The organism is Pseudomonas helvetica (genome assembly GCF_039908645.1).
GTDB classification, from domain to species: Bacteria; Pseudomonadota; Gammaproteobacteria; order Pseudomonadales; family Pseudomonadaceae; genus Aquipseudomonas; species Aquipseudomonas helvetica.
In genome coordinates this window covers 1,793,082-1,805,586 of sequence record NZ_CP150917.1, presented here as the reverse complement: position 1 = coordinate 1,805,586, position 12,505 = coordinate 1,793,082, and the positions used below count along the sequence as shown (strand labels likewise).

13 protein-coding genes and 1 pseudogene are annotated in these 12,505 nt (G+C 58.5%); 9 read left to right on the top strand and 5 right to left on the bottom strand.

The annotated features are described in order from the left end of the window. The first annotated feature begins 7 nt into the window (after nucleotides 1-7). The 3 genes from speB to AABM55_RS08185 all read left to right on the top strand — a co-directional run bounded on the left by speB (nucleotide 8) and on the right by AABM55_RS08185 (nucleotide 3,535). Entirely contained in the window at nucleotides 8-958 is a 951-nt protein-coding gene (gene speB, locus AABM55_RS08195; RefSeq protein WP_054596236.1) for an agmatinase, read from the top strand. 384 nt (nucleotides 959-1,342) lie between these two features. Next, nucleotides 1,343-2,722: a sodium:solute symporter gene (locus tag AABM55_RS08190; protein ID WP_347929290.1), complete on the top strand. Its 1,380-nt coding sequence runs from the start codon at nucleotides 1,343-1,345 to the stop codon at nucleotides 2,720-2,722. An 87-nt stretch (nucleotides 2,723-2,809) separates the two neighbouring features. Further along, on the top strand, nucleotides 2,810-3,535 hold the full coding sequence (locus tag AABM55_RS08185) for an MBL fold metallo-hydrolase (RefSeq protein ID WP_103315559.1): 726 nt from the start codon (nucleotides 2,810-2,812) through the stop codon (nucleotides 3,533-3,535). 73 nt (nucleotides 3,536-3,608) lie between these two features. Here the strand turns inward: AABM55_RS08185 and AABM55_RS08180 are convergent, their stop codons facing one another. Next, nucleotides 3,609-3,737: a PA1414 family protein gene (locus tag AABM55_RS08180; protein WP_009042667.1), complete on the bottom strand. Its 129-nt coding sequence runs from the start codon at nucleotides 3,735-3,737 to the stop codon at nucleotides 3,609-3,611. Nucleotides 3,738-3,990: 253 nt separating this feature from the next. Continuing rightward, complete coding sequence (locus tag AABM55_RS08175) at nucleotides 3,991-4,881, bottom strand: LysR substrate-binding domain-containing protein (RefSeq protein ID WP_347929289.1); 891 nt, start codon at nucleotides 4,879-4,881, stop codon at nucleotides 3,991-3,993. A 103-nt stretch (nucleotides 4,882-4,984) separates the two neighbouring features. Here AABM55_RS08175 and AABM55_RS08170 point away from each other — a divergent pair, with 103 nt between their 5' ends. Beyond that, nucleotides 4,985-6,163: an MFS transporter gene (locus tag AABM55_RS08170; protein WP_347929288.1), complete on the top strand. Its 1,179-nt coding sequence runs from the start codon at nucleotides 4,985-4,987 to the stop codon at nucleotides 6,161-6,163. Here the strand turns inward: AABM55_RS08170 and AABM55_RS08165 are convergent. Then, nucleotides 6,111-7,041 (bottom strand): annotated as a pseudogene (locus AABM55_RS08165) (DMT family transporter). The gene AABM55_RS08170 and the pseudogene AABM55_RS08165 sit on opposite strands and share 53 nt — an antisense overlap. Before the next feature lie 102 nt (nucleotides 7,042-7,143). Next, a complete protein-coding gene (locus AABM55_RS08160) occupies nucleotides 7,144-7,980 on the bottom strand; it encodes a S1 RNA-binding domain-containing protein (protein ID WP_019692453.1) in 837 nt (278 codons plus the stop codon). Nucleotides 7,981-8,332: 352 nt separating this feature from the next. On the opposite strand from AABM55_RS08160, the gene AABM55_RS08155 reads away from it, so the two are divergent. Both AABM55_RS08155 and AABM55_RS08150 read left to right on the top strand, forming a co-directional pair. Then, nucleotides 8,333-8,521: a hypothetical protein gene (locus AABM55_RS08155; RefSeq protein ID WP_017337097.1), complete on the top strand. Its 189-nt coding sequence runs from the start codon at nucleotides 8,333-8,335 to the stop codon at nucleotides 8,519-8,521. A 176-nt stretch (nucleotides 8,522-8,697) separates the two neighbouring features. After that, nucleotides 8,698-9,567, top strand: coding sequence for a DUF6279 family lipoprotein (locus AABM55_RS08150; protein WP_347929287.1), 870 nt, complete (start codon nucleotides 8,698-8,700; stop codon nucleotides 9,565-9,567). On the opposite strand, the gene AABM55_RS08145 is transcribed toward AABM55_RS08150, so the two are convergent. Next, a complete protein-coding gene (locus AABM55_RS08145; RefSeq protein ID WP_054596229.1) occupies nucleotides 9,564-9,956 on the bottom strand; it encodes a hypothetical protein in 393 nt (130 codons plus the stop codon). The genes AABM55_RS08150 and AABM55_RS08145 overlap by 4 nt on opposite strands. A 192-nt stretch (nucleotides 9,957-10,148) precedes the next feature. Here AABM55_RS08145 and AABM55_RS08140 point away from each other — a divergent pair, with 192 nt between their 5' ends. The 3 genes from AABM55_RS08140 to AABM55_RS08130 all read left to right on the top strand — a co-directional run bounded on the left by AABM55_RS08140 (nucleotide 10,149) and on the right by AABM55_RS08130 (nucleotide 12,370). Next, nucleotides 10,149-10,886, top strand: coding sequence for a thioredoxin family protein (locus AABM55_RS08140; RefSeq protein WP_347929286.1), 738 nt, complete (start codon nucleotides 10,149-10,151; stop codon nucleotides 10,884-10,886). A 267-nt stretch (nucleotides 10,887-11,153) separates the two neighbouring features. Then, nucleotides 11,154-11,753: a papain-like cysteine protease family protein gene (locus AABM55_RS08135; protein ID WP_347929285.1), complete on the top strand. Its 600-nt coding sequence runs from the start codon at nucleotides 11,154-11,156 to the stop codon at nucleotides 11,751-11,753. An 8-nt stretch (nucleotides 11,754-11,761) separates the two neighbouring features. Then, on the top strand, nucleotides 11,762-12,370 hold the full coding sequence (locus AABM55_RS08130; RefSeq protein ID WP_054596226.1) for a hypothetical protein: 609 nt from the start codon (nucleotides 11,762-11,764) through the stop codon (nucleotides 12,368-12,370). Nucleotides 12,371-12,505 lie beyond the last annotated feature (135 nt).

The following is a 12,505-nucleotide window of genomic DNA, read 5'->3' as shown; positions in this document are numbered from 1 at the left end:
CATACCCGTGGACAAGATTCTTCACCAACCACTGGGCGGCAATGAAATGCCGCGCTTCGGCGGCATCGCCACCATGATGCGACTCCCGCACTTGCAAACCGCGGCCGGCCTGGACGCTGCCTTCATCGGCATCCCGCTGGACATCGGTACTTCGCTGCGCGCCGGCACTCGCTTCGGACCGCGCGAGATCCGTGCTGAATCGGTAATGATCCGCCCGTACAACATGGCCACCGGCGCTGCACCGTTTGACTCGCTGTCGGTTGCCGACATCGGTGACGTGGCAATCAACACCTTCAACCTGCTGGACGCCGTGCGGATCATCGAAGAGTCCTACAACGAGATCCTCGAACACGACGTGATCCCGCTGACCCTCGGTGGCGACCACACCATCACCCTGCCGATCCTGCGTGCCATCCACAAAAAGCACGGCAAGGTCGGCCTGGTGCACATCGATGCCCATGCCGATGTGAACGATCACATGTTCGGCGAGAAGATCGCCCACGGCACCACCTTCCGTCGCGCCGTCGAAGAAGGCCTTCTGGATTGCGACCGCGTCGTGCAAATTGGTCTGCGCGCGCAGGGCTACACCGCCGAAGACTTCAACTGGAGCCGCAAACAGGGCTTCCGCGTGGTTCAGGCCGAGGAGTGCTGGCACAAGTCGCTGGAACCGCTGATGGCTGAAGTCCGTGAAAAAGTCGGCGGTGGCCCGGTGTACCTGAGCTTCGACATCGATGGCATCGACCCGGCCTGGGCACCCGGCACCGGGACCCCGGAAATCGGCGGTCTGACGACCATTCAGGCGATTGAAATCGTTCGTGGCTGCCAAGGCCTCGACCTGGTTGGCTGCGACCTGGTAGAAGTCTCGCCGCCGTACGACACCACCGGCAACACCTCGTTGCTGGGCGCCAACCTGCTGTACGAAATGCTCTGCGTATTGCCGGGCGTGGCGCACCGCTGAGGCAGCGATCCCCAGCCTGCTTCAGCACCGCTAACGGTTTCACTTTCTGCACCCTCGGACAACCGCAGCTATCGCGCAATGCCAATCAGGCGTTGTGCGACTGCCGACGTTGTCGAGCCTGTTCCCAGCACCAGTGGCGGTGTTCGGGCAGCACGGGCAGTACGGGCACGGATTCGCTCGCTAAAGCGGTCATGTGCAAACCGCCAGATTCAAGCATTACTCGTAGGGACAGGACGTTTGTGGCGAGGGAGCTTGCTCCCGCTGGGCTGCGTAGCGGCCCCAAAAATGCGACTGCCGCACAGTCGAGCGGGAGCAAGCTCCCTCGCCACAGCAAGCCTTGCTCCTACGAGACTCTTATAAGAAAGACAATCGGAGACACGCTTCATGGCTTTGGATTTATTCGTTGTACTCATCTATGCCGCCGGCATGCTCGTGCTGGGCTATTACGGCATGCGCAAGGCCAAGACCCACGAAGACTACCTCGTGGCCGGTCGTAACCTCGGCCCAACCCTGTACATGGGCACCATGGCCGCTACTGTATTGGGCGGTGCATCGACCGTCGGCACCGTTCGCCTGGGCTACGTCCACGGTATTTCCGGCTTCTGGCTCTGCGCCGCGCTGGGTTGCGGGATCATTGCGCTGAACCTGTTCCTGGCCAAGCCGCTGCTCAAACTGAAGATCTTCACCGTTACCCAGATCCTCGAAAAGCGTTACAACCCAATGGCCCGCCAGGCCAGTGCGGTGATCATGCTGGCCTACGCGCTGATGATCGGCGTGACCTCGATCCTGGCGATCGGCACCGTGCTGCAAGTGCTGTTCGGCCTGCCCTTCTGGATTTCAGTGGTACTCGGCGGTGGCGTGGTGGTGGTGTATTCGACCATCGGCGGCATGTGGTCGCTGACCCTGACCGACATCGTTCAGTTCGTGATCAAGACCGTTGGCCTGATGTTCATCCTGTTGCCGATCTGCCTGTACCGTGTGGGCGGCTGGGATGAGCTGGTGTTGAAACTGCCGGCGTCCAGCTTCAGCTTCACCACCATCGGCTGGGACACCATCATCACCTACTTCATGATCTACTTCTTCGGCATCCTGATCGGCCAGGACATCTGGCAACGGGTGTTCACCGCCAAGAACGAAAAAGTCGCTCAGTACGCAGGCACTATCTCCGGCTTCTATTGCATCCTCTACGGTCTGGCCTGTGCGCTGATCGGTATGGCTGCACACGTGCTGATCCCGGACCTGGACAACGTCAACAACGCCTTCGCCGCAATCGTCAAACTGTCCTTGCCTGACGGTATCCGTGGTCTGGTGATCGCTGCAGCCCTGGCCGCCATGATGTCCACCGCCAGCGCCGGCCTGCTCGCCGCATCAACCACCCTGACCGAAGACCTGCTGCCAAAACTGCGCGGTGGCAAACAGTCGAGCCTGAGCATCAACCGGCTGTTCACCCTGCTGACCGGTATTGTCGTGCTGGGTATCGCGTTGGTGGTGAGTGACGTGATCAGTGCCCTGACCCTGGCCTACAACCTGTTGGTGGGCGGCATGCTGGTTCCGCTGATCGGGGCCATTTTCTGGAAACGTGCAACCACCTCCGGCGCTATCGCCAGCATGGGCCTGGGCTTTGTGACTGCCCTGGTGTTCATGTTCAAGGATGGCCTGGATGCCAACACCCCGATCTACTACAGCCTGGCGGTCGGCCTGGTGAGTTTCGTCGTGGTCAGCCTGCTGTCCCCTCGCCCGGTTGCCGTAGCGAACGCGATATAAGCTGAAACCAATAATGGCTTGAACCTTTTCTTCGGCGGGTGCAGCGTCGGTTGCTGCACCCGTTTTTTTCGCCTGGAGGAAAGCACGATGAAAATCGTCAGTCGCGACCAATGGTTCGAAGTCAAACACCTGAGCGACGGCATTCGGCTGATTCACGAGCCCTATATTCGACCGTTCTACCGCTGCAACCTGTGGCATATTCAGGGCCGCGACAAAGACCTGCTGCTCGATAGCGGCTCGGGCCTGGTCAGCCTGCGCGAGCAACTGCCCTGGCTGACCGACCGGCCGCTGGTGGCCGTGGCCAGTCATTGCCATTTCGACCATATCGCCGGTCATCACGAATTCCCCGAGCGGCTGGTGCATCCGGCCGAAGCGCAGATCCTCGCCGAACCCGACGGCGACAACACCCTTTCCAGGGCGTTTGTCGGCGACGAGATGTTCGAAGCCCACCCCGATTGCCCACTGTGCTACGCCGAATACCGGGTCAAAGCCGCACCCGCCACCGGACTGATCGAAGAAGGTGACGTGCTGGACCTGGGTAATCGAACCTTGCAGGTGCTGCACACTCCCGGCCATTCACCGGGTGGTATCAGCCTTTTTGAAGTTGCCACCGGTACCCTGTTCAGCGGCGACATCATCTACGACGGACCGTTGGTCGAAGACGCCTATCATTCCAACCTTGAGGATTACGCCCGCAGCCTGCAACGCTTGCGCTCGTTGCCGATTCGCACTGTGCATGGCGGACATTTCGGGAGTTTTTCCGGGGAGAAGTTGCACACGATGATTGACCAGTGGCTGCAACAGCACGCTTGAGGCAAGTGAGCTAGCGCAGCCGCGCCTCCGACGCGGTGGTCGAAGGCTGCGATCCTTTCACGCCTTACCTCGTTTACCGGCGGCGTTGCTGACGGCGGCGTTGCTCATCGTCGGTGCGGATTGGCACGGGTTGCAGAGGTGGTTCGATCAAACCAAGCGCGACACCGAGGTCATGGAGCCAGTTTTGCAGTTTCTCTTTCATGGTGCCCCCCCTTCAGGGTAGTGCTGAGCGACCGGGTTCTATAGACGCTTCATACAGATAGTAGTCCGAAGTCTTACGCAATGCTCGCCTCAAAAGGCAAAGATCTGTTACCGAATTCATCAAAATCACTGTGGCGAGGGAGCTTGCTCCCGCGGGTCGGTCCGCGCTCGGGCGAAGCGGCCCTAAAACCCCCTTAGGGCTGAACCCGCCAAACGCCTTACGACTGCTGCGCAGCCGAGCGGGAGCAAGCTCCCTAGCCACAATCATTCGCCGAAGATGAGACCCCATACACCGCTTGTTGCACCTCGATCCAGGCATTGAGATTGGCGCCGAGCATACCCTTTCGCCACATCAGCCAGGTGGTGGCACTGGCGAAAGGCTCGGCCAATGGATGCACGGCCACACTCTCGCGTCCCGGCAGACTGGCCAGCATCGACTCGGACATCAGCGCCACGCCGGAACCGGCAATCACACACGCCAGCATCCCCTGATAGGACTCGATTTCCATCGCCCGGCCCATCGCCGCATGATCATGGGCGAACCAGGCCTCCAGGCGCATCCGGTAGGAACAGCCCTGGCGAAAGGTGAACACCGAACGCCCCTGCACATCCAGCGCGCTGCGCACCGGCGGGTGATCGGCTTCGCTGATCAGCACCAGTTTTTCGTCACACAGCGGCACACCGTCGAGCCCGGCCAGTTGCAGCGGGCCATCGACCAGCGCGGCGTCAAGACGCCCGGTGAGCAGGCCTTCGAGCAATTCACCGCTGGGCGCCGACTGCACTTGCAGGTTCACCGCCGGATAAGTGCGGTGATAGCGCGCCAGCAAACCCGGCAGATGAATCGCCGCGGTGCTGTACATGGTGCCCAGCACGAAATCGCCGGCCGGTTGCCCGCCCTGCACGGCTGCGTGGGCTTCGTCATGCAGGGCAAACAGCTTGGCGGTGTAGTCCAACAGTACTTTGCCTGCGGGCGACAACTGCAAACGCTGACGCTCACGCAAGAACAGTTCTACGCCCAACTGATCTTCAAGCTGCTTGAGCCGGGTCGACAAATTGGACGGCACCCGATGCAAGCGTTCCGCGGCGCGAGTGATGGAACCTTCCTCGGCCACCGCCTGGAAGATGCGCAATTGGCTGAATTCCACACCTTTCTCCAAATAAGAACAAGTTACTCACTATTATTCATTTTTAAAGAAAGTCAATCAGTCCTAGCCTGACGGTCATTGCTCCGTTGCAGGAATCCTGACCATGTCGCCGCTTATACGCTTACTCGCCAGCTTCATTGCCTTGATGATGGCCATGGGCATTGGGCGCTTTGCGCTCACTCCGCAGCTGCCGCACTTGCTCAGCGAAGGTCAGATCGACCTGACAGCCGCGGGTCTGATTGCGGCAGCCAATTACCTGGGCTACTTCATCGGTGCAGTGGACGCGATGTTCGCCCATCGCCCCGAGCAAGTCCGTCGACGCTTGCTCGGCGGTTTGTGGCTGTGCGTGCTACTGACCCTCGCCTCGTTCTGGGCCAAGGGCTTCTGGCCGCATCTGGTTTTGCGCTTCGGTACTGGTGTAGCCAGCGCCTGGGTGCTGGTGATGATCACCGCGTTGAGTCAGCCATTAGCGATGGCCGCCGGACGTCCACGGCTTGGTGCACTGGTATTCGCCGGACCGGGCCTGGGGATTTTTCTGACAGGTTTGCTCGCACTTGGCTCGAACCTGTTGGGACAAAGCTCTGCGACCCTGTGGCTGGTGTATGCCGGCGTGGGCCTGGCAATGCTGTTGGTGATTCTGCCGATCCTGCCGCAACCGACTGCGAGCGTGGCAGCCACAGCCACGGACGGCGCTCCAAAGAGTGCCGGCATCCCGCGACTGGGTTTGATCTACGCGCTGTACGGCCTGGGCTACATCATTCCGGCGACCTTCCTGTCGCAGATGGCCAGCGCCCGTTTTCACGGTCAATGGCAGGCCGATCTGTTCTGGCCGTGTTTTGGTCTGGCGTCCGCCATCGGTGTGCTGCTGGTGAGTTTGCGCCGGCATAACCCCAACGCCACGCGTCACTGGCTGATCGCGACGTTGTGGCTGCAAGCGGCTGGGGTCTTCGCTTGCCTGCTGGGCAGCGGGCTCGGTCTGGCGCTGGGGGTGATTCTGTGTGGCACGCCGTTTCTGGCCTGCATGCAATTGGTGATGCAGCGCTCGCGAGAACTGGCGCCGCAGGCCACCCAGCGCAATGCCGGCCTGCTGACCGCGTGTTTTGCCGTGGGTCAGCTCAGCGGGCCATTGCTGGCAGCGCTGAGCAGCCACTTCAGTGGTGGCTTGCAACCGGCGTTGATGGTGGCGGGCAGCGGCCTGCTGGTAGCCGGTGGTTTGCTGCTGCGTCCACTCAACGCTCCAGCATTGTGCGCAAACGACGGCGCACCCACTGTTCTGCGCTGACAAAGGTGATGCCGAGCAACACCAGCACGGCACCAACGACGAAATTGACACTCAACGGTTCACCGAGCAGCAACACCCCCGAAGGTGACACCGAACAGCGGCGTCATGAAAGAGAACACCGCGAGGTTCGACGCCAGGTAACGGCGCAGCAGCCAGAACCACGTCAGGTAGCTGAAAAACGACACCACCAGCCCCTGGAACAGCACGCTGGCCACCGCCACGTTAGTCAGGTGGACGTGGGTGATCTGCCCGCTTAGCGCGGCAATCAGCAGCAGACCGAGAAAGCCGACGATCAGTTGATAAAACAGGGTCAAGGTCGCCGGCGCTTCCGACAACCGTGAGGCGCGCACCACCACAGTCGTCGCGCCCCAGGCGGCCCCCGCCAGAACGCCGAACGCATCGCCGAGCAGCATCCGCCGGTCCAGATTGTCCCAGGACACGCCCCCGGCAAAAGCCACGGCAATACCGATAAACGCCAGCAAAATCCCCAGCCATTGCAACCGTCGCAAACGCTCGCTCGGCAGCAGCCAGTGCACGCCCAATGCGGTGAAAATCGGCGCGGTATAGAGGAACACCGACATGTGCGCCGCCGTGGTCAGTTTCAGGCCTTCGGCGATGAACAGAAACTCGGTGGCAAACAGACCGCCCGCCAGCAAACCGCCGCGCCAGGTGCTGCCAACCTGATTCCAGCCGCCCTTCCAGCAGATCAGCAAACCCACCAGCAATGCGGAAATTCCGGAACGTGCGGCGGCCTGCATCACGGGTGCGATGTCCGCCGCCGCCCATTTGATCATGACCTGCTGGATACCCCAGATCAGACACAACCCGAGCATCACTTGCAGGGCAAAACCATCGGCGCTGCGCCGAGTGGCAATCACCGCGAAACCTCGCGAACGGTTAACGACATGGCAGTTACTCATTAAAAACAAAATGCCCCGGTACTTGGCCGGGGCAGTCAGGTCAGGTCAAGTCAGCTCGGCTCAGCTGAGTTCAATGCGATCCGCATGAATGACGATCTGGCCGTTCTTGTAGAGCGCGCCGATGGCCTTCTTGAAGTTGCCTTTGCTGACGCCGAACAGGCTGCTGATCAGCGCCGGGTCGCTCTTGTCGCTGACCGGCAAGGTGCCGTTGTTGTCGCGCAGCTTGGCGAGAATCTTCGAGTTCAGGCTGGTGGCGGCTTCTTCGCCCACGGGCTGCAGGCTCAGGCTGATCTTGCCGTCAGCGCGGATTTCCTTGATGAACCCCTTCTCTTCCTTGCCGGCACGCATGAACTTGAAGATTTCGTTCTTGTGGATCAAACCCCAATGCTTGTTGTTGATGATCGCCTTGAAACCCATGTCGGTCGCTTCGGCTACCAACAGGTCAACTTCCTGGCCAGGCTTGTAGTTGGCCGGGGTTTTGTCCAGGTAGCGATCCAGACGCGCGGTCGCGGTAATACGGCGGGTGTGCTTGTCGAGGTAGACATGCACCACGCAGTATTCGCCCGCGGTCATCTGACGCTTTTCTTCGGAATACGGCAGCAGCAGGTCCTTGGGCAGACCCCAGTCGAGAAACACACCGATGCTGTTGACTTCAACGACTTTAAGACTGGCGAAATCACCGACCTGAACTTTCGGTTTTTCGGTAGTTGCGATGAGTTTGTCATCGCTGTCCAGATAAACAAAAACGTTCAGCCAGTCTTCATCTTCGCTGGGAATATCTTTGGGGATATAACGATTCGGCAGAAGGATTTCGCCATCCGCGCCACCGTCCAGATATAAACCAAAGTTAGTGTGTTTAACCACTTGCAAGCTGTTGTAGCGCCCGACTAAAGCCATTTCCAATACCCTCATTGCTTGGGCGCCATTCTACCCGGTTTTGCCGGTGCTGTTAGGTGACTGGCAGGCTTGCGAAGAAAAATCCGCTGCAAGGCTCATTTTTCCTGGGTTTTGCACCAGAGCAGAGCCCGCTCGTCAGGCCGTCCGGACGGCTTTCTGCTGAAATCGGTAAGCCATACACGGTACTTTTCAGGCCTGCGTTCTTATTCAAAACAGCAGCTTAGGTGATTATTGCGAACAGTAACTTATGAATAATCGACACCTGCCCCCGGTTATTTCAGGCAGATATTTACCAAGCAATTGTCAAGTATTTCCTGTACGATGCCTGGCCAAGTTAATTTTCTACAGGTTAATGGCCGCCATGCGTGTAAAAGCATCCAACAGCAAAGCAAAGCCAGCTCCAGCCGTTGAAACCAGCGAATCGATCAACAACCAGATTGCTGCTTTCCTCAAGTCCGGCGGCGAGATCCAGCAAATTGCCAAAGGCGTCAGCGGCCAGACATTCGGCCCGTCCAAACAGATCACCCTGGGCAAAAAGTAATACCCCCCTCGCGTCACCCTGGTCCCTAAGCGCTTTGAGCTTCGAAGCGCTAGGACTGGAACCCTCCTCCCCTGCTACACCCTTCAAGACCAAACGTGCGTTCGATTTGATCAGCTGAACAGCCGGGTCCATCCTGCATTCAGATACCAGAACTACGCCCTTGCAAGGATTGGCTCATGTCGCGCTGGTTGAAACACCTGGCCCTGTTCCTGACCCTGTGCCTCTCGCTACCGGCCTGCAACCGAGTGAGCCTGGCCTATCGCAATCTCGACATCATCATTCCCTGGACGCTCAACGACTACCTGGACATGAACAGCGAGCAGAAAGGCTGGCTCAGCGAACGTCTCAAGGAACACCTCAGTTGGCATTGCTCCACACAAATACCCGGCTACGTCGACTGGCTCGACCGTTTGCAGCAGATGGTCGAAACCAATCAAGTCACGGACGCCGCGCTGCAAACCCGCATCCTCGAAGCCAAGCAAGCCATTGCCCAGACCGCCCGGGAAATCACCCCGTCGGCGGTCGAGTTGTTGCAAGGCTTGAATGACCAGCAGGTCAACGAGATGAAACAGGCCTTCGCCAAAGACCAGCGCGTGCATCAGGAGAAATACCTCAAAGCGCCGCTGGCACAACAGATCAAACATCGCATCGAGCGGATGGATAAACGCCTGGGCGACTGGCTTGGCCCGCTCAACACTATTCAAGCGCAGCGCGTTGTTGCCTGGGCCAACGCGCTGGGCGAGCAAAATCAGCAATGGATCGCCAATCGCGCTCATTGGCAGGCACTGTTCAGCGCAGCAGTGGAACAACGCCACAGCAGCGACTTTGCGCAACGCATCGAAACCCTGCTGGTCGATCGCGAGACCTTATGGACCCCGGCCTATCGCCAGGCTTACAGCAACACCGAAGCCCAGGCACGCAGCCTGATTGTCGACCTGATGGCCGACAGTACCGTTGATCAACGCCAGCACTTACTGAAAAAAATCGACAAGATGCGCAACGATTTCAGCGCATTGAAGTGCTTGAAGGTCGCAGGAGCCTCTTAAGCGATCTGCGCTTTAGACGCCACCTCATCAAAGGTCGCCGGGTCCAATGCATCCACCTGCTCGTCGAGCACCTGCCGTGAATGATCATTGCCCGCACTGCTGCTGTCGATCATGTACAGCAGGCTCGAACCGCGCGGTGTCAGGATGAAGTTCTCGCCGTTACCACCTTCGTCCTCGGGGCGGGACTCGATATAGCCACGGTCCAGCAGGAGCTTTTCATATTCGGTGGCGGTCACTTTCAGCTCATCCAGATTGCCGATGGGCTCACCCTCTGCCGCCTTCTCTGCCGCATGCTGCTCGGCATAGACGCGCGGAGCAAAGCTGTGGTCGGCGCTGTTCTGCACTTCGTGCAGCATTCGTTCAAGCAAATCCCAGTTATAAGCCGTCATCCGATATCAACCTCCAGCCAAACAGTGAGAGGCCTCTCATAGGTTGTGACCGGCGCCATCGGCAGCCGTTCAGCCAGGTTGTCATGCGGGCAGATGACGGCGACAGCCGATCAGCGGCTTGTCGATTACAGCGTCGGCCAAACGACTAGGCTGTGTAAGCCACAACACGCCAACCTCGCAGGAGGGAAAGTCATGAACAGCGTGCAACAGCACAAGGTCGTGTCCCGAGAAGAATGGCTCGCGGCCCGTAAACAACATCTGATTCACGAAAAAGCCTTTACCCGGGAACGCGACAAACTCAGCGCCGAACGTCGCGCACTGCCCTGGGTAAAAGTCGACAAGAACTATGTGTTCGAAGGCCCCGATGGGCGGCAAAACCTCGCCGACCTTTTCGGTGGCAACAGCCAGTTGATCATCTATCACTTCATGTTTGCCAAGGGCTGGAAAGAAGGCTGTCATGGCTGCTCGTTTCTGTCCGACCACTTCGACGGCGCCAACCTGCACCTGTCCCACCACGACGTTTCACTGGTAGTGGTTTCCCACGCGCCATTGGCAGAATTCCAGGCGTTCCGCAAACGCATGGGCTGGAAGTTCAAATGGGTCTCATCGGCCGGCAGCGACTTCAACGCCGACTACAAGGTGACCATCAGCGATCAGGAACTCGCGGACGGCACCGCGACCTATAACTACGAAAAAAGCACCAGCACTGAAGGCGAACTGCCGGGGCTGAGTGTGTTTTATCGCAATGACGCCGGGGAAATCTTCCACACCTATTCCACCTACGCGCGCGGCCTGGACTTGCTGGTCGGTGCCTATAACTTCCTCGACCTGACGCCCAAGGGCCGCAACGAAGAGCACGGCATGGAATGGGTGCGCCATCACGATCGTTACGAGACCGCGCCAAGCGCCAAAGACTGTGGCTGCGAGTAATGCTGCCGGCCCCTCGCCCCGGTTGGGGCGAGGGAGTGCAAGCGCCCTCTCCACTCGAAGACGTCCGCCACAAAAAATGCATTAACGCATTATAAATTTGCGCTAACGCATATTGCATCCTAAGGTTACAGCGAGACCCGATCGGAGCAGGCCATCGAAAATGGCAAATCGCGCAAGCCGATACCTCACCCGCTAAAAAGCAGTTTTATTTCAATTAGGTACATATACCCAAGCTGGACGCTTACGTTCATTCATGGAGGATGAATCATGTTACTGACTGAAGAAACACAGTTTAAAAGTTCGGCCACCGGAGAAGCACTTCCCAAATGCCTGTCCCAACACCTTATCAACCCTGAACTGACCGATAGTGAAACATCGGCAGAGCCAGCAGCGTTGGCCGCTGCCAGTCTCAGCTTCAGCATGCAGCGGCAAACCCAAACCAACTGGTGCTGGGCAGCGGTTTCGGCGTCTGTTGGCAACTATTACGGCACCGGGTCCTGGTCCCAATGCGTCGTCGCCAACTATGAACTCGACAGGAACTCCTGCTGTAACCAACCAGGCCCCTGCAACGTTTATGGCTATCTGGATTCGGCTCTCAAGACCACAAGAAGCTTTGCCGGCATGAGCCAGGGCTCGATTCAAATGAGCGCCATCGAAAACCAGATCAACATGGGAAGACCCATCGGCATACGCGTTGCCTGGTATGGCGGTGGCGCTCACTTCCTGACGTTTTATGGGACCAACGGCAACTATGTATTGGTTGCAGATTCCATCTATGGCTATTCCACGCGCGCATTAAATACGTTCCCCGGCTCATACAACGGCGGCGGCAACTGGACCAACACTTACTTCACCCGGAAAAATTAGGAGGCAGCATGAAACTTTCTTACCCAATGGCGCCTTCCAACGGCGTACAAACACTGCGCCCTGCTCTTCAAGCAGCCTTGCAGACACAAGGCTTTGGCATCAACCGCCAGTTTGCAAATGCCGTCCCGAGCAAAATCAGCCTCTCCGAGCCTTACCGCGGTTATTCACTGAGCCTGGAAGACCTGACCCAGGGTAAAGGCTTGAAAGCGGCCACCCAAGGTAACTGGCACTACCTGGTGTTTTCCGATGGAACAACCATTGCCGATGCCGAACTGGCCGAAGTACACGGCAATGTCGAGTTCTCATCGCTGAACCATGGTGCTATGGCCCCCGCCACCGTCAGCGCGCTGAACCTGGCAGAAAACTCGGCGAGTTTGCAGGGGAAATCCTATGAGCTCAGAGTGTTGTTTGTCTCGGCACTGCACTTTGTGGCGATCTGGCTGCATGCAAACGACGCGGGTAATGAGGACATCATTATCCCGATTGAGCCGACACCCAAGAGCCTGGCCAGTACGCAGTTGTATAACGAGGCCAAACTACTTGCCCTGCTGACGCCGGCCGCCAACCAGACCAAAAAACTGTTTGATGCGGACACTACGGGATTGTTGGGGAGTTGAATCAGCTGTTGGTGAGCTGAAATGTAAAAAAGCCCGGACAGTGCTCCCAATGCTGTTCACTTAAGGAAGTCTGGAGGCCTGAGAAGTATCTGTGGCGAGGGAGCTTGCTCCCGCTGGACTGCGTAGCAGGCCCAA

Bases quoted from the DNA above. Each gene is read 5' to 3' on its own strand.
- AABM55_RS08180 (WP_009042667.1), bottom strand. From the start codon at position 3,737: ATGAAAGAGAAACTGCAAAACTGGCTCCATGACCTCGGTGTCGCGCTT.
- AABM55_RS08155 (WP_017337097.1), top strand. From the start codon at position 8,333: ATGGCCGCCATGCGTGTAAAAGCATCCAACAGCAAAGCAAAGCCAGCT.
- AABM55_RS08145 (WP_054596229.1), bottom strand. From the start codon at position 9,956: ATGACGGCTTATAACTGGGATTTGCTTGAACGAATGCTGCACGAAGTG.
- AABM55_RS08130 (WP_054596226.1), top strand. From the start codon at position 11,762: ATGAAACTTTCTTACCCAATGGCGCCTTCCAACGGCGTACAAACACTG.
- AABM55_RS08135 (WP_347929285.1), top strand. From the start codon at position 11,154: ATGTTACTGACTGAAGAAACACAGTTTAAAAGTTCGGCCACCGGAGAA.
- AABM55_RS08170 (WP_347929288.1), top strand. From the start codon at position 4,985: ATGTCGCCGCTTATACGCTTACTCGCCAGCTTCATTGCCTTGATGATG.
- AABM55_RS08185 (WP_103315559.1), top strand. From the start codon at position 2,810: ATGAAAATCGTCAGTCGCGACCAATGGTTCGAAGTCAAACACCTGAGC.
- AABM55_RS08140 (WP_347929286.1), top strand. From the start codon at position 10,149: ATGAACAGCGTGCAACAGCACAAGGTCGTGTCCCGAGAAGAATGGCTC.
- AABM55_RS08190 (WP_347929290.1), top strand. From the start codon at position 1,343: ATGGCTTTGGATTTATTCGTTGTACTCATCTATGCCGCCGGCATGCTC.
- AABM55_RS08150 (WP_347929287.1), top strand. From the start codon at position 8,698: ATGTCGCGCTGGTTGAAACACCTGGCCCTGTTCCTGACCCTGTGCCTC.
- AABM55_RS08160 (WP_019692453.1), bottom strand. From the start codon at position 7,980: ATGGCTTTAGTCGGGCGCTACAACAGCTTGCAAGTGGTTAAACACACT.